Source organism: Pseudomonas sp. WS 5010, assembly GCF_012985565.1.
Lineage (GTDB): Bacteria > Pseudomonadota > Gammaproteobacteria > Pseudomonadales > Pseudomonadaceae > Aquipseudomonas.
On the sequence record NZ_JAAQWQ010000002.1, the window covers coordinates 472824 to 497004 of the forward strand.

General features: G+C 63.6%; 21 protein-coding genes. All 21 read right to left on the minus strand.

Annotation, left to right across the window (positions count from 1 at the left end; genetic code table 11):
- Window positions 1–5: 5 nt before the first annotated feature.
- Window positions 6–767, minus strand: coding sequence for a PIG-L family deacetylase (locus HBO11_RS06880; protein WP_169951973.1), 762 nt, complete (start codon window positions 765–767; stop codon window positions 6–8).
- A gap of 174 nt (window positions 768–941) precedes the next feature.
- Window positions 942–1601, minus strand: coding sequence for a glycosyltransferase family A protein (locus HBO11_RS06885; protein WP_169951772.1), 660 nt, complete (start codon window positions 1599–1601; stop codon window positions 942–944).
- Window positions 1598–2197 carry an SAM-dependent methyltransferase gene (locus HBO11_RS06890; protein WP_169951770.1) on the minus strand — a complete coding sequence of 200 codons (600 nt, stop codon included), beginning with the start codon at window positions 2195–2197 and terminating at the stop codon, window positions 1598–1600. The genes HBO11_RS06885 and HBO11_RS06890 overlap by 4 nt, the downstream gene beginning before the upstream one ends.
- Window positions 2194–2952 (minus strand): PIG-L family deacetylase, encoded by a 759-nt coding sequence (locus HBO11_RS06895; RefSeq protein WP_169951971.1) that lies wholly within the window; start codon window positions 2950–2952, stop codon window positions 2194–2196. The genes HBO11_RS06890 and HBO11_RS06895 overlap by 4 nt, the downstream gene beginning before the upstream one ends.
- A complete protein-coding gene (locus tag HBO11_RS06900; protein WP_169951768.1) occupies window positions 2949–3950 on the minus strand; it encodes an acyl-CoA dehydrogenase family protein in 1002 nt (333 codons plus the stop codon). Before HBO11_RS06900 ends, HBO11_RS06895 begins: the two co-directional genes overlap by 4 nt.
- 1 nt (window position 3951) lies before the next feature.
- Window positions 3952–6093 carry a glycogen debranching protein GlgX gene (glgX, locus tag HBO11_RS06905; RefSeq protein ID WP_169951766.1) on the minus strand — a complete coding sequence of 714 codons (2142 nt, stop codon included), beginning with the start codon at window positions 6091–6093 and terminating at the stop codon, window positions 3952–3954.
- A gap of 163 nt (window positions 6094–6256) precedes the next feature.
- On the minus strand, window positions 6257–6487 hold the full coding sequence (locus HBO11_RS06910) for a DUF2934 domain-containing protein (RefSeq protein WP_169951764.1): 231 nt from the start codon (window positions 6485–6487) through the stop codon (window positions 6257–6259).
- Window positions 6488–6510: 23 nt separating this feature from the next.
- Complete coding sequence (locus tag HBO11_RS06915) at window positions 6511–9264, minus strand: malto-oligosyltrehalose synthase (RefSeq protein WP_169951762.1); 2754 nt, start codon at window positions 9262–9264, stop codon at window positions 6511–6513.
- Complete coding sequence (malQ, locus tag HBO11_RS06920; RefSeq protein ID WP_169951760.1) at window positions 9261–11345, minus strand: 4-alpha-glucanotransferase; 2085 nt, start codon at window positions 11343–11345, stop codon at window positions 9261–9263. The genes HBO11_RS06915 and malQ overlap by 4 nt, the downstream gene beginning before the upstream one ends.
- Window positions 11342–13099, minus strand: a complete 1758-nt coding sequence (gene treZ / locus HBO11_RS06925) for a malto-oligosyltrehalose trehalohydrolase (RefSeq protein WP_169951758.1) — start codon at window positions 13097–13099, stop codon at window positions 11342–11344. Before treZ ends, malQ begins: the two co-directional genes overlap by 4 nt.
- A 14-nt stretch (window positions 13100–13113) precedes the next feature.
- Window positions 13114–14673, minus strand: a complete 1560-nt coding sequence (gene glgA, locus HBO11_RS06930) for a glycogen synthase GlgA (RefSeq protein ID WP_169951756.1) — start codon at window positions 14671–14673, stop codon at window positions 13114–13116.
- A 557-nt stretch (window positions 14674–15230) separates the two neighbouring features.
- Window positions 15231–16184, minus strand: a complete 954-nt coding sequence (locus tag HBO11_RS06935) for a D-2-hydroxyacid dehydrogenase family protein (RefSeq protein WP_169951753.1) — start codon at window positions 16182–16184, stop codon at window positions 15231–15233.
- A 24-nt stretch (window positions 16185–16208) separates the two neighbouring features.
- On the minus strand, window positions 16209–17222 hold the full coding sequence (locus HBO11_RS06940; protein ID WP_169951750.1) for an alpha/beta hydrolase: 1014 nt from the start codon (window positions 17220–17222) through the stop codon (window positions 16209–16211).
- Window positions 17223–17319: 97 nt separating this feature from the next.
- The gene (locus HBO11_RS06945) at window positions 17320–17751 is read right to left on the minus strand and encodes a YqaA family protein (protein WP_169951748.1); all 432 of its coding nucleotides are present in this window, start codon (window positions 17749–17751) and stop codon (window positions 17320–17322) included.
- Between the two features lie 3 nt (window positions 17752–17754).
- The gene (locus HBO11_RS06950; protein WP_169951746.1) at window positions 17755–18201 is read right to left on the minus strand and encodes a DUF411 domain-containing protein; all 447 of its coding nucleotides are present in this window, start codon (window positions 18199–18201) and stop codon (window positions 17755–17757) included.
- A gap of 166 nt (window positions 18202–18367) precedes the next feature.
- Window positions 18368–18817, minus strand: coding sequence for an SRPBCC family protein (locus tag HBO11_RS06955; RefSeq protein WP_169951744.1), 450 nt, complete (start codon window positions 18815–18817; stop codon window positions 18368–18370).
- 97 nt (window positions 18818–18914) lie between these two features.
- On the minus strand, window positions 18915–20066 hold the full coding sequence (locus tag HBO11_RS06960; RefSeq protein ID WP_169951742.1) for an acyl-CoA dehydrogenase family protein: 1152 nt from the start codon (window positions 20064–20066) through the stop codon (window positions 18915–18917).
- 3 nt (window positions 20067–20069) lie between these two features.
- The gene (locus tag HBO11_RS06965) at window positions 20070–21176 is read right to left on the minus strand and encodes an enoyl-CoA hydratase/isomerase family protein (RefSeq protein WP_169951740.1); all 1107 of its coding nucleotides are present in this window, start codon (window positions 21174–21176) and stop codon (window positions 20070–20072) included.
- 158 nt (window positions 21177–21334) lie between these two features.
- Entirely contained in the window at window positions 21335–22039 is a 705-nt protein-coding gene (locus HBO11_RS06970) for an HPP family protein (protein WP_169951738.1), read from the minus strand.
- A 161-nt stretch (window positions 22040–22200) separates the two neighbouring features.
- The gene (locus tag HBO11_RS06975) at window positions 22201–22368 is read right to left on the minus strand and encodes a type VI secretion system contractile sheath small subunit (protein WP_262376917.1); all 168 of its coding nucleotides are present in this window, start codon (window positions 22366–22368) and stop codon (window positions 22201–22203) included.
- A 205-nt stretch (window positions 22369–22573) separates the two neighbouring features.
- The gene (locus HBO11_RS06980) at window positions 22574–24181 is read right to left on the minus strand and encodes a glycosyltransferase family 39 protein (protein WP_169951736.1); all 1608 of its coding nucleotides are present in this window, start codon (window positions 24179–24181) and stop codon (window positions 22574–22576) included.

The window sequence follows — 24181 nt, forward strand, 5'->3', positions numbered from 1 at the left end:
AGGCATTACAGAAACACAATCTCGTAGGGTACGCGCATGCGCTCCAGCAGCACCGGGGGCAGCATCGGCGCCAGGCCGATCAAAGGGTCGCCGAGCAACTGGCTGGCGTAGGCATGGGCCGCGTGGCGTTTGCGCGCCACGCTCCAGGTGTCGAGGCGTATCTTGCGCGCGCACTGCCAGGGCATGCGCCCGGCTTCGCGGGCGGGCCAGTGCCAGGCCCAGATCGGCAGCTCCAGCAGGCGCGCGCCGGTCAGCGCGCAGGCGATGGCGGTGGCACGGCCGACGGCATCGTGGTCGTCATTGCCATCATTGCGCCAGGTGGTGAATACGACGTCACCGGGTTGCAGGTAGCGGGCGATAAATTGGCTCAAGAGCTGTTCGCGGCCCGCCAGGGCGTTGTCGCAAAAGCCCCCGCGAATCCACTTCAGGCTATGCATGGGCAAGCCGAGGCGGCGCAGGGCCTCGACACTCTCCTGGGGCCGGAACACGCTCAAGCGCTGTGCCGACCACTGGTTGGAGCCCGGATGGCTGGCGCTGCCGTCGGTGATCGAGATCAGTTTCAAGGGATAGTCGAGGGCGCTGAGCAGTTGCAGCAAACCGCCACAGGCCAGCACTTCGTCACCCGGATGCGGCGCCACCACCACCACTCGCGAGCCAGGAGGCACCAGTAGGGAAGGGCTGATGGTGGGGATTTGCGCCAATTGCGGCGCGCTGTTCCAGATTTGCGCCGGCGTGCGGCGAACGTCGTTCAAAGTGGCGGGATTGATCAATGTTACGTCCTTGTCCTGGTAATGCAGGTCGTGCCCCGTGGCCGGGTCGACTCTCCTTTTTGTCGCGCCGGCCTCATGGCCGGTGCGGCACGCTGGCATTCCGAATCCTAAGATTGCCGTGCTTGAGTATTGTTCATCACCCGGATTTCGCCGGGCAAAGTTGTAAGTTTTTCAAGATGGCAACATCAAGCCTTTCAAATAGTCGCCAAAGCCTCCCTGTGCGCGGCAGTCCAAGCGGGCGCTGGTGATGACTTGTGGGGCATGGCTCCAAGCTATGGTTGCGCCGCAACGCTCCAGTTGGCGCACCAGTTGCACGTCCTCATGGCAGGCCAGGGGCTCAAACCCGCCAGCGCGCACGTAGGCGCCGGCGCTGACGCCGAGGTTGGCCCCATGAATGTGCCGGTGCCCGTCACTGGCCTGATAGGCCTGGTGGTAGCGGATCTGCGCCGCCTCGTCGAAACCGTCGCTCCAGGCATCCACCGTGACCGTGCCACAGACTGCATCCACCCCCAGGGCCAGTTGCGCCACCAGCCAATCGCCCGCCACGCGGCTGTCGGCATCGGTGCAGGAAATCCAGCGCGCGCCCTGGTTCAACAGATGCCGCGCACCGATTCCACGCACCTGGCCGACATTGCGTGCCGCAACGCTCAGGCTGTGTACCCCGAACGCCTCGGCAATGGCGGCGCTGCCATCGGTACAACTGTCGAGCACCACCAGTATCTGTACCTGCTCACCGAGCAGTCCCGGATGGCTGGCGGCGATCATCGCGGCTTTCAGGCACTCGGCCAGCAGCGCCTCTTCGTTATGCACCGGAATCAGAATGCCGATCATCGCAGCCCCTCAAGATGGGCGACCGAGGCGCTTTCGCGAGACCACAGGTCGAGTAGGAAATCACTGTCAGCCACCTGCGCCACGCGCGACATGCCCAGGCGTTGGTGCAGCAGTTGGTGGACCTGTTCGGCGGTTTGCGGGCAACCGTCGATGGGCGCTCGCCAGTGGCAGGCCAGGACCTGGCCATCCGGGCTGAGTGCGCCCAGGGCCTGATCGATCAGCACGCACAAATCGTCATGATCAAGGTAGTAGCACCACTCGCTGAGGACGATCAGTTCGAACGAGCCTTGCGGCCACTGTGCAGGCAAGCGCAGCCGCTCGACCTGGGCGTGGGCAAACTCCTGCAGGCGCGCTTGCGCGAGGGCTACCGCCGCCGTAGCGGTGTCGCAGCACAGCAGGCGCTCACAGCGCGTTGCCAGTTCGGCGCTCAATTCGCCATTGGCGCAGCCGGGTTCGAAAATCGAGGCGTAGCGCGGCCGGGTCAGCAGCGCCAGGGTCAAGGCGCGCTTGCGCTGCTCGTACCAGCGCTGGCGGAAGGCCCAGGGGTCGTCGTTGTCGACAAACAGCTGGTCGAAGTAAGCCGTGGCCACACTCATAGAAACACCACTTCAAAAGGTTGCAACAGCCGCTCCAGCACATGGGGCGGCAAGACGGGCGGCAGGTCGACCTGCGGGTCGCCTTCCAGTTGGCTGGTGAACGCGTGCAGGGCGTGGCGCTTGCGGGCCACGGCCGCGGGTGCCAGGGCAATCTTGTGCGCGCGGTGCCAGGGTACCCGTGGGTCCTCGGGGGTTGCCCAGTGCCAGGTCCACACCGGTAGCTCGATCAGGCGCGCGCCGACTGCCCGGGCCGCCTGGGCACTGGCGCGGCCAACCGCTTCGTGGTCGCAATGGCCGTCTTCGCGCCAGGTGGTGAACACCACGTCTTCGGGTTGCAGGTGCTGCTGGATAAACGCCGTCAGCGCAGGTTCGCGCGCCTGCACCTGGCTGTCGGAAAAACCGCCGCGCAACCAGCTCAGGCGTTGCTGCGGCCAACCCAGGCGCTGCAGGGCCTCGGCCGACTCACGGGGACGAACCTCGCGCAGGCGTTGCCTTGGCCAACGGGTTGAGCCCGGATGGCTGGCGCAACCGTCCGTGACTGAAACCAGCAGCAACTCGCGGCCCAACGCCGCCAAGCCTTGTAACAAACCGCCGCAGCCCAGTACTTCATCATCCGGATGGGGCGCGATGATCACCGCGCGGCAACCTTCAGGCACCAGTTGCGCCACGCTGATCAAAGGCAGGCCGGCGACACGGGCAGAGCCTTGCCAGGCGCGCAGGGGCGTGCCTTGGCCGACAATCGGGTTGGCTTTCATAGTTGCCATGTCCCGCCAGCTGCGCTCGACAGTTGCTCGCCGAGCGCTGCCAGGTCCCGCTCGGCATGGCTTTGGCGCAAGTACACCGGCAGGTCTGCGATCAATTGCGCGAAGTGCCGGTCCTGGCAATAGGGCCCGGCTCCCATGGCCCTGCCGACGTGATGGATGACTTCGTTGGCCGCCGCTTCAATCACTGCCCGCGTCCGGCGCGCCAGCAACTGGGCGTTGGCCTGGGGTTGCTCGTCGATCTGCCGCGCAGCGCTGCGCAGCACCGTGGCGGCGGCGAACAAGGCCATGTCCACCGCACCCAGATGGGCCAGGGCATGGGGTTCTGCACGACGGTCACAGTGTTCGCGCAGGGCCTCGGCCAAGCGCTGCGCCGCGCCGTACCAGCAGGCGGCGATGCCAACCCCTCCTTGCCAGAACCCTGGGCGTTGCAGGTAATCCCCTGGCTCGCCCACGGCCAGCGCCACGGCATTCTCGAACCGCACTTCGACACTGGCGCACGCGCCCATGCCCACGGCTTGCCAGCCTTCACCGGTCACCTGGACACCCGGCTGGTCCATCGACACTGCAACCAACTGCTGGCGCGCCTGTTCATCCCAGGCAGTCAACAACCCGTGGCTGACCACCGCCGCCCCGGAGCACCAGGCCTTGCGCCCATGCAGCAGCCACTGCGAGCCCTCACGCCGAACCTGCACCCGTGCCGTCGGCGGCTCGGCGGCCCACATGCCCCAGGTGCTACCGGCAGGTGGGGCCGGGCTGTCGAGCTCGGCCATGATCGCCAGTGCATCGGTGTGCCCTTCAAACAGCTTGCACAGGCTCAGGTCGTGGCCGGCCACCTGGGCCAGTTCGCTGAAGCGCAGCAGCGTCTGCCCGCTACCGGGGCGCGGCAGTTGGTCGAGGCCCGCATCCACCAGGGCCCTCAGGGTCTGGCCAAGGCCTTGGGTGTCGGCCAGTCCCTGGGGATTGCGTTGCAAAAACCCGTGTAGAGCCATTTCACACCTCTTGCTCATGTTGCAGTTCAAATAGCAGCAACGAGCGCCCGGTCACCGCATATTCGTGGTCAAAATCGAAACGTTCCTGGCCGCGTACGGCCGGTTGGTTGGTGTCGACCATGCAGGTCCAGAAGCCGCCATCCGGTACCTGGGGCAAGCGGAAATTCACCAGGTCGTGGTGCGCATTCACCACCAGCAACAAGGTAGCGTCGGACCCGGGCCGGCGGATCCCGGTTTCCTGGGCGCGCCCATCCATCAACATGCCCAGGCAGCGGCCCTGGCTGTCTTCCCATTGTTCGATGGTCATTTCGTTGCCGTCAGGAGCCAGCCAGGTCACGTCCTTGACCCCGATGTCTTCGTTGTAGTCACCCACCAGGAAGCGCCCGCGCCGCAGGATAGGGTAGGCCAGGCGCAGCTTGATCAGGCGCTTGACGAACTTGAGCAGGGATTTGCCATCTTCATCCAGCTCCCAGTTGACCCAGCCGATTTCGCTGTCCTGGCAGTAGGCATTGTTGTTGCCGTGCTGGGTGCGGGCGAACTCATCCCCGGCCACCAGCATTGGCGTGCCCTGGGCCAGCAACAGGGTGGCGAAGAAGTTGCGCATCTGGCGCAGGCGCAGCGCGTTGATCTCGGGGTCTTCGGTCGGGCCTTCGACGCCGTGGTTCCACGACAGGTTGTTATTGCTGCCGTCCTGATTGTTCTCGTCATTGGCCTCGTTGTGCTTGTCGTTGTAGGACACCAGGTCGTGCAGGGTGAAACCGTCATGGGCGGTGATGAAATTCACCGAGCTGTAGGGCCGGCGCCCGCGCTGGTTGAACATCTCGCCGGAAGCGGTCATGCGCCCGGCAAAGTCAGCCAACTGTCCGTCATCGCCTTTCCAGAAGGCGCGCACGGTGTCGCGGAAACGGTCATTCCATTCCACCCAGCCAGGCGGGAAGTTGCCCACCTGATAACCGCCTGGGCCCACATCCCAAGGCTCGGCGATCATTTTTACCTGGCGCAGCACCGGGTCCTGGCGGCAGGCGACAAGGAAGCTGTGACGCTCATCAAAACCATCGTGATAACGCCCCAGAATGGTCGCCAGGTCAAAGCGGAAACCATCTACATGCATCTCCGTGGCCCAGTAGCGCAAGGAGTCGGTGACCATTTGCAGTACGCAAGGGTGGCTCAGGTCCAGGGTATTGCCGGTGCCGGAATCGTTGATATAGAAGCGTTTGTCATCGGGCATCAACCGGTAGTAGGAGGCATTGTCGATGCCGCGCATCGACAGGGTCGGGCCTTGCTCGTTGCCTTCGGCGGTGTGGTTGTAGACCACATCGAGGATCACCTCCAGCTTGGCTTCGTGCAGGTGCGCGACCATTTCCTTGAACTCGGCGATCTTGCCGCTGGCCAGGTAGCGCGGGTCGGGGGCAAAGAAGGCGATGCTGTTGTAGCCCCAGTAGTTGGTCATGCCTTTTTGCAGCAGGTGCTGGTCATTGACGAAGGCGTGGATCGGCAGCAGTTCCACCGATGACACACCCAGTTGGCGGATGTGCTTGAGCACATCGTCGACCATCAACCCGGCGCAGGTGCCGCGCACCGCCTCGGGCACGGACGGATGGCGCATGCTGATACCGCGCAGATGGGTTTCGTAGATGATCGTGCGGTCCCACGGCGTGCGTACCGGCTGGTCGTTGCCCCAAGTATGGGCCGGGTCGATAACTTTGCATTTGGGCACGAAGGGCGCGCTGTCGCGTTCATCGAAACTCAGGTCGGCATCCGGGTGGCCGATGGTGTAGCCAAACAGCGCTTCGGACCACTTGAGTTCGCCCACCAACTGCTTGGCATAGGGGTCGATCAGCAATTTATGGTGGTTGAAGCGATGGCCATTGGCCGGGTCGTAGGCACCATATACGCGGTAGCCATAAATCAGCCCCGGGTGGGCGTCGGGCAAGTAGCCGTGGAATGTCTCGTCGGTGTACTCCGGCAGTTCGATACGCTCCAGCTCGACTTCACCGGTATCGTCGAACAGGCACAGCTCGACCTTGGTGGCGTTGGCCGAGAACAGTGCGAAATTGACCCCCAGACCGTCCCAGGTCGCGCCAAGGGGGAAGGGCAGCCCTTCACGAATCCGCGATGGCTCGGTATCGGGTGTCTTGCTCATGGTGTTGCTCCTGCAAAGTTTTTCCGGGCCGAACGGGGCCGTGCTGACATCAGGTCAGATCAATAATCGAGCATTTTTTGTAGCAGCCGGGTGGCCGGGGATAGCGTCTCGGGTGGTGCTTGATGGAGACCTATCGCCGGCAAGCCGGCTCCTACAGGTGGGGTCAGCCGGCGGGTTTGCGTGGGGCTCGAGGCTTTTTCGCGGCGGCGGGTTTTTCCGCTGGCGGCTTGGCCTTGGCCTTGGCGCCGGCCTTGGGTTTACTAGGCGTCAGAGCCTCGGCTTCAGCCAACTTGCGGGCCATTTCCCAATGGCGGGCTTCCTGGCCTTCGGGCTTACCTTCGGACTCCCAGATCTGATACGCGAATTCACGAACGCGCTTGTCTTCGGTGCTCATCGCAATGCTCCTCACAGAAAATTTCAGCTTTCTTGATCGTCAGAATGGATAAAGACATTCACCGGGAGATCCCCCAGGGCAGCGCTGATCAGTAGCTCCTTGTTGGGTGTGACTGCGCCTGTTTGCAAAAGTCCCTTCCAATTTCGCAGCGTGGCGTCGAACGGTAATGTGATCCGGGTATCGCCCCAAACCTGCGCATCCACCCAGGGCTGGGCGCTGTTTTCAAGCAGGGCGTGGGTCCAGCGCGGTACCACCACCAACAGCCATTGCCCCTGGTACTCACGGCTGAAGGCGACAACCCGTTGGGCATGCCGGCCCAGCACTTGCAGCGGTACATAGCGCCCCCTGGCAAACAGCAGCGGGTGGGCCTTGCGCAGGTTCAAGACCTGGGCAATCAACGCCTGCTTGAGGTGGCCGTCACGCCAGTGCTCAAGCAAGGCATCGGGTGTTGCCGCCAGTGCCTGTTGCCGGGCACTGAAATCCACCGCCCGACGGTTGTCCGGGTCCACCAGGCTCAAGTCCCAGAATTCGTCGCCCTGGTACAGGTCTGGCACGCCTGGCACGGTGTTGCGCAGCAAGGATTGCGCCAGCCCGTTCAACGCGCCGGCAGGGGCGATGGCCTCGGCTGCCGCGTGGATCGCCGTGCGCAAGGTCAGACCGGCGGGGTCGAGCAGCAAGCGGCTGAGGAAGGCTTCGACACCTTGCTCATAAACATCGTTGGGGGCGCTCCAACTGCTGTGCAGCTTGGCTTCGCGCAGGGCCTTTTGTTGCCACTGCCAGAGGCGCTGCTGATAGTTGCCGGTGTTCTCAATGCCCAGGTCCAGGGGCCAACTGCCCAGCAGCACCTGATACAGGATCAGCTCATCACCGGCCGAGGGGATGGCCGGATCGTCGCGCAGGGGCGCCGCCAGCCGGCGCCACTGCTGCACCTGCTCGGCATACCACGGTGCGCACTCGCTGAGCACCGCCAGGCGCGCGCGGCTGTCTTCGCCGCGCTTGTGATCGTGGGTGGCGGTGGCCAGCAGGTTATCGGGGAAGGTGTGCAGGCGCTGCTGGTTGGCGGCATGGAAGTCGGCCAGGGGCGCGCTGAACTGTTCGGTACTGAAGCCCACGTCATTGCGTGAGAGCAACACTGCCGAGCGGTAGAAGGCCGTGTCTTCCACCGCCTTGGCGGCTGCCGGCGAGGTCAGTTGCTGGAAGCGCACGCAGGCGTGCTTGAGGATCTTGCGCGGTTGCCCCACCGGGCGCTCGCGCCAGGGTTGCCCGCCGAGCCACTGTTGCAGGTAGTCGAGCACCGGCCAGTCAGCTTCGCTCAAGGTCCCACGGGCGCCGGCCAGGGCCTGTTGGAACACGCGCTCGTCCGCGGCGCTACGGCCACCTGCGCTGATATAGGTGCGGTACACCGGGAAATGCACGACCAGTTCCTGCAAGGCGCGGCGGATTGCACCCAGGGTCAGGTCGCGACTCATCACATCCGCGCGGGCCACTTGCAGCAGGGCCTGGGCCACGCTTTCAAAATCCCCGGCGAGGGAGCCGTTGAGGATTTGTTGCCGGGCCAGCCAGGCTTCCTCGATAAACGCCGAAGGCCGCTCGGTAGCCTCGCTCCAGAGCTGGGCCAAGGCCTCGAATCCCTGGGGATCATGCTGCATCAGCGACACCTGGTTCATGAACTCATAGCCGGTGGTGCCATCGACCCGCCAGTCTTCGCGCAGGGTTTCGCCGGCGCCGAGGATCTTCTCGACAAAAATCGGCAAGTGCCGGGTCGGCGACAACCCATCCACGCGCCGCCGCAACTTGCGGCAGTAGCCCCGTGGATCGGCCAGGCCGTCGATATGGTCGATGCGCAGGCCATCCACCAGGCCTTCGCTGATCAGCTGGAAAATCTTGCTGTGGGTGGCCTCGAATACAGTGGTCCGTTCCACCCGCAGGCCACCGAGCTCGTTGACGTCGAAAAAGCGCCGCCAGTTGATGTCATCCGCCGCCGTGCGCCAACTGGCCAGGCGATAGGCTTGCTGTTCCAGCAGTTGATGCAGGCGCAAAAAACCTGCGCGCTGGCGCCCGTCGAACCATTGCAGGGCATGCTCGATGGCTGCCAGGGTCAGTGGGTCGCGGGCCTGTTGTGCCAGTTGCTGTTTAAGCTCGCCCGCCAGGGGCCAGGCATCGGCCTGATAGGCCAGGGCGCTGAAACGGTCGGCCAGCGCTTTGAGCGGGGCATGGGCGCGCAGGATATCGCCGTAGTCACTGGGGCAGATCGGGAAGCGGTGTTCGTAGTGCTCGACAAAAAAGCTGCCCTGGGCCGGGTCAAACCGCAGGGGCAGGTTGCCACTTTGCAAGGCTTCGCCGTAGTCGCTGCCAAGGAAGGGCATCAGCAGTTGGCCCTTGAGCAGCGGGTCCGGTGAATGCCACTGGATGTCGAAGAATTCGCTGTAGGGGCTCAGGCGCCCCCATTCCAGCAGGTCCAGCCACCAGGGGTTGTCGCTGCCGCCGACGGCCATGTGGTTGGACACGATGTCCAGAATCAGGCCCATGCCGTGCACGCGCAGGGCCGCTACCAGGCGACGCAAGGCGGGTTCGCCGCCCAGTTCCGGGTTGACGGTGGTCGGGTCGACCACATCGTAGCCATGCATCGAGCCGGCGCGGGCCTTGAGCAGGGGCGAAGCGTACAGGTGGCTGATGCCCAGGCTGGCGAAATACGGCACCAGCGGCACCGCATCATCCAGGGTAAAACCCTTGTGAAATTGCAGGCGTTGGGTAGCCCGGAGCAAGACGGCGCTCATCGGTCACGCTCCAGGGCCTGATTGCGCGCCACCGCCAGCAACTCCAGGCGGCGCGCGGCGTTTTCATCGTCGAGCAGCTGCGCGGCGTCCCCCGGCAGGCGTCGGCGCCAGTTGGGGTGGGTGTCGATGGTGCCGGGCAGGTTGGCCTGTTCCTCGACGCCCAGGGCATCCTCCAGGGGCAGCAGTACCAGGGGCGCACGGGTGTGACCGAGGTAGCGCACGCTGGCATCGAGTATGTGGTCAGTTTCGTTGCGCAGCTCATCGCGAAAGTTCTGCGGGTCTTGCACCAAGGCCTGGCGCAGTGACTCGCGCTCGCGCTGGCGGTGCTCGCTCCATTGCTCCACCGTGGGCACGTCGATCAGCCCCAGTTGCACATTCCAGTCGATATCGCGGCTGTGCCACCAACCATTGAGTGTCGGCAGGTCGTGAGTGCTGGTGGTAGCCAGGGCGTTGTCCGGCCAGTCGAGGATCGGCGTGAAGCGCCCGCCATGGTCCTGCTCGAACAACAGCACGCGCATGCCGAGCATGGCACGGGCGCTGAGTTTTTCCCGCAGGCCCTCGGGCACCGTGCCCAGGTCTTCGCCCAGCACAATCGCCTGGTGGCGGCTGGACTCCAAGGCCAGCAGGCGCAGCAGGTCGTCTACCGGGTAATACAGGTACGCGCCTTGTTTGGGTGAAGCATCCCGGGGGATGACCCACAGCCGTTGCAGGCCCATCACATGGTCGATCCGCAGGCCGCCGGCATGGGCGAAGTTGGCCCGCAGCATTTCGATAAATGCGCGAAAGCCGTTGCGCTTCAGGCCTTCAGGAGAAAACGCGGAGATGCCCCAGCCCTGGCCGGCACGGTTGAGGATATCCGGTGGCGCGCCCACGGTCAGGTCGGCCAGCAGCTCATCCTGACGGCTCCAGGCCTGGCTGCCGGCGCCATCGGCACCCACGGCCAGGTCGGCAATCAGGCCGATGCCCATGCCACTGCCGCGGGCGGCCTGTTGGGCGCGCGCCAGGCAGCGGGCGATCAGCCATTGGTTGAAGGCATAGAAACCGATCGCTTCGCCCTGTTCGGCGGCGAATTGCGCCAGCGCAGCGCTGGCGGGGTCGCGCCAGTCCTCGGGCCACTGGCGCCAGTCGAGGCTTTCACCGTTGGCGGCGCGCGCGGCCTGCAAGGCTTCGAAGCGGCAGTGGTTTTCCAGGGCCTCGCCACCGGCCTCGCGAAAACTGAGAAAGTCCGCCTGCTGCGGGTGCTCGCCCTGGCGAAAGTCCTCGTACAGGGCGCGCAGCAGGCGTTGCTTGGCCTTGGCGGCGGCGGGCCAGTCGATCAGGCTTTGTTGTTCCAGTTCGTGCAGCTCGTCGGCCAGTCCCGTGGCCTCGATGGCGCTGTGCACGGCGCGTTCGCCGAGGATGCAACCGGGGGACGCATACAGGCTATTGAGAAACAGGCGGCTGGACGGCGAATAAGGGCTATAGCGCTCGGTATCGGCACTGAACATGGCATGCAGCGGGCTGATCGCCAGGGCGTCGACACCCCGCTCAGCGGCAGCGCGAGCCAGTTGTTCCAGGGCCTGGGTGTCGCCAAACCCACCGTCGCCACTGCGGCGCAGGGCATACAACTGGGCACTCAGGCCCCAGGCGCGGGCAGGCTGGCTGTCCACCGCCTCGGCGACAGTGAAACAACGTTCAGGGGCCACGGCTAGGGTGAAGGATTGATCGGCGATCTGCACCCGGTGATAGCCCACGGGCAACACGCCAGGCAGCGTGGCCTGGGCATCCAGCGCAAGGTCCCGGGTACTGCCGTCCTCCAGATGAGCCTGGCACGGCGTACCCGGAGCAAAGTAGGCGGCCAGGTCCAGGCCTGCGCCCACGTCCACGGTCAACAGCGGCGCCAGGTGCCGATCCTGCTGCACGCGCTCCAGCTCTTGCAGGCTGGCGGCGATGGCGGCGTCGGTGTCGGCGGGGTGGCCAAGGCCATGGAGCACGGCACGCAGCGCGTCGGCGCTGACATGTTGCGGCCGGCCGTTGGCGTCGATCCAGTCCACCGCCAGGCCCGCACGGCTGGCGAGTATTTCCAATTGCGCTTCGCTCAAGAGTGCTCTCCAACAGATGATGAGGTGTCACCCGGCGCCAAGCTGACGCGGGCAGAGAAGGGCGTGAGTAACGCGGGGTCGTTGCTGGTGCTGAACAGTTGGCCGATAGCGGCCGGGGGCTGCAGGGTGGCCGGCCCCAGGTTGAGGTCGATCTGCAATACGCTGCCATTGCCCAGGCGCCAGCGTGCAGACACCGCGCCCTGGCCCAGGACCTGGGCGCCGAGGGCGGTGCTGCCGGGCAGGTGCGGCACGATATGCTGCTGGCGCAGGCCCAGCAGTTGCCGGTATAGCGCAGCAGGTGCCTGGGTAAACCGGGGTATGGAGCGTTCGAAAGTCTGTAGCGCGTTGGGGTCGGGAATCTGCGCGCGGCGCTGGGGATCACTGAAGGCGGCAAAATCAGCAAATTCGTTGCGCCGGCCTTCGCGCACCGCCTCGGCCAGCTCGCCGTGATGGTCGGTAAAGAACAGGAAGGGCTGCTCGGCGTTGACTTCATCCCCCATGAACAACAGCGGGATCATCGGCGACATCAATAGCAGCACGGTCGCTGCCTGCAACGCCTGGGGCGAACACAACTGGTGCAGGCGCTCGCCGAGCGCACGGTTGCCGATCTGGTCGTGATTCTGCAAAAACAGCACAAAGGCACTGGGGGGCAAATGCCCGCTGGGCTCGCCGCGTCGGGTACCGTGGCGCGTGGTCTGGCCTTGGTAGATAAACCCTTCGCCCAGGCAGCGGGCCAGCTTGGCGGTGGGGTCGTCGGCAAAATCGGCGTAGTAGGCGTCGGTCTCGCCGGTCAACAGCACATGCAAGGCGTTATGCCCGTCATCGTTCCATTGCGCATCGAAGCCTTGCTGCAACAGGCTGGCCTGATTGAATTCGTTTTCCAGGACCAGCCACACATGGCGCGCCGGGTCGACCTGCTCACGCACCCGTTGGGCCAGCTCCTTTAGGAACGAGGGGTCGTTGATGGCATGCACCGCATCCAGGCGCAGGCCATCGAAGCGGTATTCGAGGAGCCACATCAGGGCGTTGTCGATAAAGAAGTCGCGCACTTCGCGGCGGCCAAAGTCGATCCCGGCGCCCCAGGGGGTGTGGGTGTCTTCGTGGAAAAAGCCCTTGGCGTACTGGCCCAGGTAATTGCCGTCGGGGCCGAAGTGGTTGTAGACCACATCGAGGATCACCGCCAGGCCATGCTCGTGGGCACTGTCGACCAGCTGTTTCAACTGCTCCGGCGTGCCCAGGGACGCTTGCGGTGCGTAGGGCAGGACCCCGTCGTAACCCCAATTGCGCTCGCCGGGATACTGCGCCAAGGGCATCAGTTCGATGGCGGTGACGCCCAGTTTCGCCAGGCGCGGCAAGTGCTGCTCCACTGCGGCGTAGCCCCCGAGTATCCCCACATGCAGCTCGTAGATCACCGCTTCATGCCAGGGCCGGCCTTGCCAGGTGCCGTGGCGCCAGGGGTAGGCCAGGGGATCGACCACCACGCTGTCACCCTGCACACCTGCGTATTGGAGGCGCGAGGCCGGGTCCGGCACATCCAGCTTGCCATCGATGTTGTAGTGGTAGCGGGTGCCCGCCCCACAGCGCACGTAGGCGACAAACCAGCCCTCTGCCTGGGGCTGCATGGGCAGCGACTGTCCGTCATGCAGCTCAACGCTGACATAGAACGCGTCAGGTGCCCACAGGGCGAAGCGGGTGTGTTGCGCATCCTGCATGATCGCGCCGTGGGGCCATGTTTCCAGAGTCCGTAACGGCATCTATCCTGACCTCTTTATACTTTCCCTGATTTTCCCAGCGCTTTCGCTACCAGTTGCTCGTAAAGTTCGGCATAGGGTTCCACCGCCTGGCACCAGTTGAACGGCGCGGCCATGGCCCGGCAGCGCATGGCGTTGAGCAGGCCTGGGAAGGCAAACACCTTGAAGGCACGGGCGAGGGCGGCTTCGTAGCTTTGTACGGTGGATTCGTCGAACAGAAAGCCGGTCACGCCGTCTTCAATAGTGTCTGCCAGGCCACCGGTATTGCGCGCCACCGGCAGCGAGCCGAACCGCTGGGCGTACATCTGGCTCAAGCCGCAGGGCTCGTAGCGCGAGGGCATCAACAAGAAGTCGCTGCCGGCAAACATGCGGCGCGCGTCGGTTTCGTTGAAGCCGATGCGCACACCGATGCGGCCGGGGAATCGCAGGGCCAGGGCGCGCATGGCCTGTTCTTCTTCCGGCTCGCCACGGCCGATAATGGCAATTTGCCCGCCGTTTTCCACGATAAACCCGGCGACGGCTTCGGTCAGGTCCAGGCCTTTCTGGTACACCAGGCGCGAGACCACGGCAAACAGGGGGCCGGTGGACTCGTCCAGGCCAAACAGCTTGCGCACATGGCTGGCGTTGACCGCCTTGCCTTGCCAGTCGCCGATATTGAATGGGTGATCCAGGTGCGGGTCGGTGGACGATTCCCAGCTTTCATCGATGCCGTTGGGGATACCACTGAGCAGACCTTGCTGGGTCTTGCTGGCGAGAAAGCCATCCAGGCCGCAGCCGAACTCGGGCGTGGTGATTTCCCGGGCATAGGTGGCGCTGACCGTGGTGATGTGACTGGAATACGCCATGCCGGCCTTGAGAAACGACATCTTGCCGTAGAATTCCATGCCTTCTTGTTGCAAGGCATGTTCGGGAATCCCCAGTTCCGGGCACGAGGCCAGGCTGACCACACCCTGGTAGGCCAGGTTATGGATGGTAAACAGCGTAGGGGTGCGTGACCCACGCCAGTGCATGTACGCCGGGGCCAGGCCGGCTGGCCAGTCATGGGCGTGCACCAGGTCCGGGCACCAATGGATTTGCGCAAGGTTGGCGGCAATATCGGCGGCGGCCAGGCCCAGGCGGGCGAAGCGGATGTGGTTGTCGGGCCAGTCGCGACCATTGTTGGCGCCATAGGGCGTGCCTTCACGCTCGTACAGTTCGGGGCAGATCAGTACATAGATGACCAGGCCGTCCTTGAGGTCCATGCGCCCGATCTTGCACGGCGGCAGCGCGGCATGCCCGCCCAACTCGCCGATGATGTGGATCGGGTTGTCGCTGTCCAGCACCTGGCGGTAGCCCGGAATCAGCACCCGCACATCGTGCAGGTGGGCCATGGCACGGGGCAGGGCAGCGGATACATCGCCCAGGCCACCGGTTTTCACCAGGTCGGCCAGCTCCGAGGTCACAAACAGCACTTTCTTGCGATTGGGGTTTTGAGACGAGACCGGCCGCACTGCGCCGGGCAGGTCAACCAAGGCGGTTGGCCCATCGACCGGCTGACTGAAACGCTGTCCCTGAATTCCCGAAGCGGCACTGATCATTGTTCTCTCCCATGTGTTGGTCAGCCGAGAGCCTGGCGCCCTCAGCGAAAGTCAACCGCGTCCTGCGGTCACGCGCACTAGCACTGCACAGACTGGCAAGGCTTATGCCAATTGCACCGAACTGATAAATAGATTGGATGGGCGGACGTCCGGCTGGCGCCGGTAGCGTGCGTCCTACCTTAAACCTGACCTACGGCAGAGTTGGAAAGTTTCGATTTATTGCGGGGGCTTTTGTTCTGATCGTGACCCATCGGTCATCAGTCTAGGACACAGACCAGAGCCTGCAAGGCTTGTAGGATAATTTTGTAGGACAATATTATTTTTCAGGCAGGCGCCTCCCTTGCAGGAGCCGGCTTGCCGGTGATGGCGACCGTGGGGAGTGCGTCGCTGCTGAGGGCTTCATCGCCGGCAAGCCGGCTCCTACCGGGGGATCGCCTCTTGATGGGGCATCGGGGTTGGGCTGCTCGATAGTGGTGCGGGATGTTACTTAAAGTGATTTATTAAGAGTTAATATCCATATAAATCAATATCTTGATGGATATATGTGAGGCTATTTATCATGTCAGGCTGCGCAAGACCCGCCCACTGGCCCACGCCTGGATATCCTCGATCATCTGCCCATAGAACTGCCGGTAGTTGTGCGCGCTGACATAACCCACATGGGGGGTGGCCAGCACGTTGGGCAGATGGCGAAACGGGTGGTCGACCGGCAAGGGCTCCTGCTCGAACACATCCAGTGCCGCGCCCGCCAGCCGCCCATCGCGCAGCGCCTCGATCAGGGCCGCCTCATCGACGATCGGCCCGCGCGCCGTGTTCACCAGGCGCGCGCCGGGTTTCATCCAGCCCAGGGCCTGGGCATCCACCATGCCGCGGCTGCGCTCGCTGAGTACCAGGTGAATCGACAGCACGTCGGCCTGTTCGAACAGTTCGCGCTTGCTGACCCAGGTCACGCCTACAGCGGCGGCGCGTTGCGCAGTGAGGTTTTCACTCCAGGCGATCACGCGCATGCCAAACACCTGGCCAAACTGCGCGACACGCTGGCCGATACTGCCCAGCCCGAGGATACCCAGGGTCTGGCCATGCAGATCACCGCCCAGCCCTTGCTGCCACTGGCCGGCACGCAAGGAGCTCGCTTCGGCCAGCAGATTGCGGGTGGAGGCCATGATCAGGGCCCAGGTCAGCTCCGGTGCCGCGTGTTTGTAGCTGTCGGTGCCCCACACCTGGATACCCAGGGCCTTGGCGGCGCCAAGGTCGATGGCGGCATTGCGCATGCCGCCGGTGACCAGCAACTTGAGCCCCGGCAGCCCTTGCAGCAGCGCCTGGTCAAACACTGTGCGCTCGCGCATCACGCAAATCACCGCAAAACCCTGCAAGCGTGCGATCAAGGTGGCGGTGTCGGCAGGGTAGTCGTGAAGGAAATGCACTTGGCCGATCGCCTCCAGGGCGGACCAGTCCACCACGTCGCGGGCCACATCTTGCCAATCATCAATGACTGCGATCTGAACTGACATGCACGGTGCCTCGCTTAGTGGGAATTAGAGCGCCTTGAGCCCTTGCAGCAGCGCCTGGTGGAAGCGCGCGGGTTCTTCCATTTGTGGTGCGTGGCCCAGGCCCGGGAACTCCACCAGGGTCGAGTGGGGAATGAGCTTGGCCACTTGCTTGCCCAATTCGTTGTACCGGCCGATCTTGGCCTTGACCTCGGGCGGCGCGCTATCACTGCCGATGGCGGTGATATCGGACGTACCGATCAGTAGCAGGGTCGGGACCTGCAGGTCCTTGAACTCGTAGTACACCGGCTGGGTGAAGATCATGTCGTAAATCAACGCCGAATTCCACGCCACCCGCTTATGGCCCGGGCCCTGGTTCAGGCCGACGAGCATGTCCACCCAACGCTCGTATTCAGGCTTCCAGCGCCCGTCGTAGTAGGTCTTGCGCTCGTACTCGCGCACGCCGTCGGCGCTCAGTTTCAGTTCGCGCTCATACCATTGGTCGACGCTGCGATAGGGCACGCCCAGGGCTTTCCAGTCTTCCAGGCCGATCGGGTTGACCAGCGCCAGTTGCTCGGTTTGTGTGGGGTAAAGCAGGGCATAGCGGGTAGCCAGCATGCCACCGGTGGAATGGCCGACCAGGGTCGCCTTGGGAATGCCGAGTTTTTGCAGGAGTTGATGGGTGTTGATTGCCAACTGCTGGAAGCTGTACTGGTAGTGCTCAGGCTTGGTGGAGGTGCAGAAGCCGATCTGGTCCGGTGCGATCACCCGGTAGCCGGCCTCGCTCAGGGCCTTGATCGACGCCTCCCAGGTCGCGCCGCAGAAGTTCTTGCCATGCATCAACACCACGCTGCGGCCATTGGCGGGGCCTTTGGCCGGCACGTCCATATAGCCCATTTGCACTGCTTGGCCCTGGGACTGGAAATCGAAATGTTCGACCGGGTATGGGTATTGGAAACCTTGCAACTGCGGGCCGTAGCTTGGGTTTTGCGTGGCTGCCAAGGCAGGGAGGGCGCAGGTGGCCAGCAGGCCGGCAAGGAGAAACGAACGTGTCAGCGGCATGGGAAAGCTCCAGGGACGATGCTCCCGGATGCTGTGGCGGGGGGATTAAGCGGGGATTAACCCGTCGCCGCAGGCCCAGTGCAGCAACGCACATTGCTTACATCCAATGCAACGTAAGCATTGCCACCACCGCATACCGGGCCGCCTTGGCCAGGCTGACGATCAGCACAAAACGCCACAGCGGCTCCTTCATCACCCCGGCCACCAGGGTCAGCGGGTCGCCGATGATCGGCACCCAACTGAGCAGCAGTGACCAATGCCCCCAGCGGCGATAATGGCCGCGGGACTTTTCCAACTGCGCGGCGCTTAGCGGGAACCAGCGTCGATCCTTGAACAGCTCGACCGAGCGGCCCAGCAGCCAGTTGACCAGCGAACCCAGGACGTTGCCCAGGGTCGCGATCCCGAGCAGCAACCACACCGCGTAGTTGCCGTTGAGCAGCAGCGCGACCAGTACCGCTTCCGATTGCAGTGGTAACAGCGTTGCCGCGCCAAAGGCGCTGAAAAATAGCCCGGCATACCCAGCGAGCATTGATCAGTGGGCCGGGTATTGGGCTACCACTACATCTTTACCTTCGCGGGTCAGGCCGATGACTTGATAGGCGTCGCTCATGCCATCCATTTCCATGCCCGGCGAGCCCATGGGCATGCCTGGGGCGGCGATGCCCAGCAAGTCCTCACGTTTGCGCAGGGCCAGCACCTGATCAGCAGGCACGTGGCCTTCGACGAATTTGCCGTCGATCACGGCGGTGTGGCAGGACGCCAGGCGCGGCGCCACGCCCAGGCGCTGCTTGACCGAACTCATGTCCGCTTCCACATGGTCGTTGACCTTGAATCCGTTGCTTTCAAGGTGGCTGATCCATTTCTTGCAGCAACCGCAGTTGGCATCGCGGTGCACGTCAATCGGGATCAGTTCGGCGGCCTGGGCCAGGGTGGTCATGAACAGGGCGGACAGCAAAGTCAGGCGCAGGGTGGTTTTCATAGACAGGTCCCATCGGTTACGGAGTGCGCAAAGAGGGCGCATTGTCCGCGCTTTTGCGAATCAGGTGAGGTGGTTATGTTTCGAAATTATACGGACACGCGACAACCCCGCAGCTTAAGGTGCGCAGCTGTCAGCCAACTGAGGCAAAGATGACAATTTTGTCAGTTCAGGACGATTCCAGGCGCTGCTTGAGCTGGTCCATGGCCTGCTCCGACAGCTCTACCATGCGCGTTTGCAAGGTGCGCAGCTGCAGTTCGGTCTCATAGCTCAGCACCCGGGTGAACAAAGTGCCGCTACCTTGAGGCTGGAGTAAGTAATGAATGCTGCCATCGACCGCAAGGGAGGTGAACACGGTCTTGAATTCCCGGGGCGGCACGGCGATTTGCACCCGGTAGCTCATGGGTACACGTACCCCCAGTAGGTCGATCGTCTCGGTGAAGCGCTGACCGGCAGGCAGTGAACCGCTGGTGCCGGTGTCCGCGCCCAGGGACGTGGGATGCCATTCATGCCAGCGATCCGGCTGGGTCACGTAGTCGTAGACGGCTTCGATAGGGGCTTGGATGTAGCGTTCCTGGCTGATTCGCTCGACGCGGAGCGGGTGCTCGACTGCATTCATGACACACCTCCTGTGTGGCTAGGAACTGTCAGAATAGTCGCACTCCCGTACAACGCACGGGAGTCTTCAGGCTTTTTCGACGGGTTCGCAGCAAGGCCTATAGCTGATAGTTCTTCAGCTCCCGAGCAATCACCAGGCGCTGGATCTCACTGGTGCCCTCATAAATCTGCGTAATCCGCGCATCCCGGTAGTAACGCTCCACCGGGTAGTCTTCCAGGTAGCCATAGCCGCCATGGATCTGCATCGCAGATGAGCAGACCTTCTCGGCCATTTCCGACGCGAATAGCTTGGCCTGGGAGGCTTCGGACAGGCACGGTTTGGCGGCACTGCGCAAACGCGCGGCATGCAGGATCAGCAGCCGTGCGGCATTGAGGCGGGTCTGCATGTCAGCCAGCAGGTTGGCCACGCTCTGGTGCTCGATGATGGCCTTGTCGAACTGCACCCGGTCACGGGCGTAGGCCAATGCGGCTTCAAAGGCTGCACGGGCGATGCCCAAGGCCTGGGCGGCGATGCCGATGCGCCCACCTTCGAGGTTGGACAGGGCAATGGCCAGGCCCTTGCCGCGCTCGCCGAGCAGGTTGGCCTCGGGCACGCTGCACTGGCTAAGGGTTACCGCGCAGGTGTCCGAGGCACGGATGCCCATCTTGTGTTCGGTACGGTCCACGGTGAAGCCTGGGGTAGCGGTGGGCACCAGGAACGCCGAAATACCTTTCTTGCCCAGCTCCGGGTCGGTCACGGCAAACACAATCGCCAGCTTGGCGCGTTTGCCGTTGCTAACGAACTGTTTGGCGCCGTTGATCACCCACTGGCCATCGCGCAGTTCGGCGCGAGTGCGCAGGTTGTGGGCTTCGGAGCCGGCCTGGGGTTCGGTCAGGCAGAAACAACCGATGGCCTGGCCGCTGGCCAGCTCGGCCAACCAAGTCTCTTTTTGCGCAGGTGTGCCGTAGTTGAGGATTGGGCCGCAACCCACTGAATTATGGATACTCATCAGTGCGCCTACTGCACCGTCACCCGCAGAAATCTCCTCGACGGCCAGGGCATAGGCCACGTAGTCCACATAAGTGCCGCCCCATTCTTCCGGCACCACCATGCCCAACAGTCCCAGTTCGCCCATCTTGGCTACCAGGCCGTCGTCGATCCAGCCGGCTTTTTCCCAGGCCTGGGCATGGGGGGCGATTTCGCCACGGGCAAAGTCGCGCGCCATGTCGCGGATCATGACTTGTTCTTCTGTAAATTCAATATCTTGCATGAGTTAGTTCCCGTTCTTCGCGAAGTCTTGGAAGAAGCTGTCGACATGGCGCTGGTCCAGTGCCGCCAACGTTGGCGGGTTCCAGCGCGGGGCTTTGTCCTTGTCGATCAACAATGCGCGTACACCTTCGATCAGGTCGCCACGGGCGAACCACTGGCGGTCCAGGTGCAGTTCCAGGGCAAAGCAGTCTTCCAGCGCCAGGTGCCGTCCCCGTCGCAGCATCTGCAGGGTCACCGCCATGGCCAATGGCGAGCGGGTGTGCATCAGTTGCGCTGTGCTCACGGCCCATTCATGGCTGTCGGCAACGGTCACTTGTTGCAGCTGTTCGACGATGCTCGGTACGTCGGGCTGGGCAAAGAAGTGGTCGATGGCCGGGCGCAGGGCCGCCAGCGGCGCATCCGGCAATTGTTGCACGGCGAGCTTGGCCAGCAGGCCTTGCAGGTCCTTGAGTGGCGAGTCGTGCCATTGCAGGTGGTCGAGTTTGTGGTCCAGCTCCGCCAGCCTGGCGCTGTCCAGGTACCAATCAGCCAGCCCGCAATACAAAGCGTCGGCGGCGCGAATCTGCACCCCGGTCACGCCCAGGTAAATCCCCAGTTCGCCGGGAATGCGCGGCAGGAAGTAGCTGCCGCCCACATCCGGGAAATAACCGATGGCCACTTCCGGCATGGCCAGGCGGCTGCGCTCGGTGACTACCCGCAGGTCGGCACCCTGGACCAGGCCCATGCCGCCGCCCAGGACAAAGCCGTCCATCAGGGCGAGGATCGGCTTGCGGTAGTGATGGATGGCCAGGTCGAGGGCATATTCCTCGACGAAGAAGTCTTCGTGCAGGGTGTCGCCGCTCTTGAAGCTGTCGTACAGCGAGCGGATATCGCCACCGGCGCAGAAGGCCTTTTCACCGGCGCCGCGCAACACCACAGCGTGCACCTCGGGCGCATCGGCCCAGGCGCGCAAATGCGCCGAGAGGCTGCGGACCATGTCCAGGGTGATGGCGTTGAGGCCGGCGGGGCGGTTGAGGGTCAGGTGGCCGATGTGGTTGCGTACTTCGGCCAGGACGCTGTCCTGGGAGGACTCGGTGCTGCGTGTCGCCTGGGACTGAGCCTGAGCAGTCATCTGTAACTCCCTGCTTTTATTGTTCTTTATCAAAGTGTTCGCGGACGAACCATCTCCGGATCGTACCAGTGCAAATTTGCCCAGTACAAGCCGGAATCCTGCAGGTCATCTTTGCATTTATGCAGCGAGGCATTCGATAAAAAACTGGGCAGGCTTGGCTAGACCCGGCTGGCCAGCACCTGGCTGATACTGCGGCGGCGGGCATGGTCTTCGGCGATATGGATCAGTTCCTCCAGTTCGCTGGGGGTAACGTCAAAAAACTGCTCCATTTGCGCCAACGCTTGTTCCAGGTCTGCGGCGGTGATTTTTGCATCCACCTCTGGGGACGGCGTCGGCACCACCACTGGGGTTTCAGCCGGGCCCTTGGGGTAACGGGTGCGGGTCAGGTTGTTGTAGGCCAGGGCCGACAGCAGCAAGGTGCCAGCGCCGAGCATGACCGGGCCGACTTCCTGCCAGCCCAGGGCGATGGTGGCCGGGTCGGCCAGCACCAGGGTCATGGCCAATCCACCGGAAGGCGGGTGCAGGCAACGCAGCCAGCACATCAGGATCAACGCCATGCCCGCCGCGAGACAGGCGCTGCCCAGGGTCCGGCCCAAGACGCGGGCCACCAGCAAGGCCACCACACTGGCGCATAGATAGCTGCCAATAATCGACCATGGCTGGGCGAGGGCCCCCGATGACACCGCAAACAACAGCACGGCGGAGGCGCCCAGCGGGCCCAGCAGGTGCATGGCCACTTCCAGGCCATACACCTGGGCACAGAGCCATACGGTAAACAGGGTGCCCAGGGCCATGCCGATGGCGGCACGACTCCATTCGGCGGGACGGGTATTGATGGCAGCGGGGAACCAGCGAGCGAGCATTGCGGGGCAGTCCGATCTTGAAAGGCAAAAAAAGGGCTTTGCGGTTTCCCGTAAAGCCCTTCGAAAGTTCCAACATTTGGGGGAGGAACCGGCGCAGTGTGCCGATCAATCAACACTGGCGCCAATGCATATTAATGCAGGTTAAGTGCAGTAATTTTGCATCAAGCCCACCGGGGCCCTGAGCAGACCTTGCCCAGGACACGCTCGTGGTTCTCGGCATTGATCAGCGATTTGTGCACGCTTTCCCGCAACTGTGGGTCGCTGGCCAACGGCCCCTTGAGTGCGACCAGGGCGTCCCGCAGTTCCATCAGGCGGTCGAGGGTGGGCAGCGGGATATAGCCGACGTGTACAGGCTCGGCAGCAACAGGCAATTGCTCGTCAGGCACGGCAGCGGTCCTCTGAGGGCAGTAACGATGTGGCGCGAATGGTGGCGCAAATGTAAAACGAGTTTACCGGTGGGGTCAGAGAGCCGGTAGGGGAACCGCTACCGGCATTTACGGATACAAACGTAGGAGCTTTCTTGAGGACTCACACTCAAGGCGCAAGCGGCTCCAGATGCAGCAGCACATAGGGGTTTTTATCGAACTGCCCGACAAGCACCGGCGTTAATCCGCGCCAGCGCGGCTCCTCCAGGCCATCGAATTGCGCCTTGTCCATCACCAGCCACGCCGGCGCCGGCAGCGCTGCGAGGTCGGCAGGTGCCTGGGTGAACAGTGGCACCCGGTCACACTCCACATTGACCATGAATTTGATGGCCTTGGCGTCTTTGCCCAGGCCATGCAACACCAGCGGCGCGGGGTCCTGGCGAATCAGCGCCTGCGCCTCGCGGGCAAAGGTGCGGGTGTCATAAAGGCGGCGTTCCAGGGGTTCGACCACCAGGATGTACACGCTCCACACCGCCAGCACCGCGCAAAACGCCGGCCCCACAGGGCGCCAGCGCCACTTCACAAGCATCCCGACGACAACGACCTGCAAGCCGATCAATAGGCCCAGCGCGCCCTGGAAATGCTCCACCTGCGCGCCAAAACGATGCCGGGCCACCAGCAGCGCACCGACCAGTAAACCCGGAGCCAGTGCCCATAACCCCAGCATCAAGCGCCGTAGCCCCTTGAACAGGCGCCCATCGGCCCGATGAAACGGATACGCGGCGATGATCGCCACCATGGGCATCATCGGTAACACATAGCGGGCTTTCTTCGCCTCGGGGATCGACAGGCCCAGCATCACGATCAACCCCGCTGCGATGCATCCCAGCAGCAGTTGCCAGCCGCTATCGGACGCGCGCCGGCCTCTTTGCAGCACCGCCAGCAGCGTCAACAGGGCCAGCGGGTACGCCGGGGCGTAATTGCCCAGGGAACTGCTGAAGTAATACAGCACGCTGCTGGAGCCTTCGCGGCCATCCATGCGTCCGAGGAACTGCATGCGGATCACGTCCTGCATAAAGGCCTCGCCGCCACTGAGCTTGGCCAGCAACAACAGCAAGCCCACGCACGCCACCAGCAACGCCAGGGCCAGCAGGCCGAAGCTGAACAACGGCCGCCATTGGCGGTTGAGCAGGTAATAGCTGCACAACACCCCAGTGGGGATCACCAGGCCGATGGGCCCGCGAATGGCAAACCCCAGCAGCAACAGGAGTAACAGCCACGGCAGGCGCCGGGGGCTGGCGAAATGATCATGGGCATAGCCCAGGTAAAACACCGCCAGGGTCACCGCCGCCAGCATCTGGTCCAGGGAAACCGAGCGGGTTTCGCTGATAAACGTGCTGCTGAGTAACAGCAACGCGATGCTCAGCAGCGCCCAACGCCGGGAGTAGGGCGCCGTCAGGCGGTAGACCAGGGCAACGATGACCGCCGCAGCGATGGCCGTCGGCAGCCACGCACTAAGGCTGGTGACGCGCCCCAGGGGCAGCGACAACAGCCAGGTCAGCAGGGTCGAGGTCGAGAGGTAATCGGCATATGGCTGGCCATAGGTGGTGGGGAAAAACCCCGGCCCGTGGCGCAGCATTTCCTGGGCGAACAGCACGAAGCGCGAGTCGAAACCGATAATTGCCTGGTCCCAGTTACCGGCGACAAACAGCAACAGGGCCAGCAGCCCGACGCCCCAGGACTGGCGACGCAAGGCAGGCGCGAGCAGCGAGTCCAC

Coding starts and splice junctions, on each gene's coding strand:
- HBO11_RS06885 (WP_169951772.1), bottom strand. CDS start 1,601: ATGATCGGCATTCTGATTCCGGTGCATAACGAAGAGGCGCTGCTGGCC.
- HBO11_RS06890 (WP_169951770.1), bottom strand. CDS start 2,197: ATGAGTGTGGCCACGGCTTACTTCGACCAGCTGTTTGTCGACAACGAC.
- HBO11_RS06895 (WP_169951971.1), bottom strand. CDS start 2,952: ATGAAAGCCAACCCGATTGTCGGCCAAGGCACGCCCCTGCGCGCCTGG.
- HBO11_RS06900 (WP_169951768.1), bottom strand. CDS start 3,950: ATGGCTCTACACGGGTTTTTGCAACGCAATCCCCAGGGACTGGCCGAC.
- glgX (WP_169951766.1), bottom strand. CDS start 6,093: ATGAGCAAGACACCCGATACCGAGCCATCGCGGATTCGTGAAGGGCTG.
- HBO11_RS06910 (WP_169951764.1), bottom strand. CDS start 6,487: ATGAGCACCGAAGACAAGCGCGTTCGTGAATTCGCGTATCAGATCTGG.
- HBO11_RS06915 (WP_169951762.1), bottom strand. CDS start 9,264: ATGAGCGCCGTCTTGCTCCGGGCTACCCAACGCCTGCAATTTCACAAG.
- treZ (WP_169951758.1), bottom strand. CDS start 13,099: ATGCCGTTACGGACTCTGGAAACATGGCCCCACGGCGCGATCATGCAG.
- glgA (WP_169951756.1), bottom strand. CDS start 14,673: ATGATCAGTGCCGCTTCGGGAATTCAGGGACAGCGTTTCAGTCAGCCG.
- HBO11_RS06935 (WP_169951753.1), bottom strand. CDS start 16,184: ATGTCAGTTCAGATCGCAGTCATTGATGATTGGCAAGATGTGGCCCGC.
- HBO11_RS06940 (WP_169951750.1), bottom strand. CDS start 17,222: ATGCCGCTGACACGTTCGTTTCTCCTTGCCGGCCTGCTGGCCACCTGC.
- HBO11_RS06945 (WP_169951748.1), bottom strand. CDS start 17,751: ATGCTCGCTGGGTATGCCGGGCTATTTTTCAGCGCCTTTGGCGCGGCA.
- HBO11_RS06950 (WP_169951746.1), bottom strand. CDS start 18,201: ATGAAAACCACCCTGCGCCTGACTTTGCTGTCCGCCCTGTTCATGACC.
- HBO11_RS06955 (WP_169951744.1), bottom strand. CDS start 18,817: ATGAATGCAGTCGAGCACCCGCTCCGCGTCGAGCGAATCAGCCAGGAA.
- HBO11_RS06960 (WP_169951742.1), bottom strand. CDS start 20,066: ATGCAAGATATTGAATTTACAGAAGAACAAGTCATGATCCGCGACATG.
- HBO11_RS06965 (WP_169951740.1), bottom strand. CDS start 21,176: ATGACTGCTCAGGCTCAGTCCCAGGCGACACGCAGCACCGAGTCCTCC.
- HBO11_RS06970 (WP_169951738.1), bottom strand. CDS start 22,039: ATGCTCGCTCGCTGGTTCCCCGCTGCCATCAATACCCGTCCCGCCGAA.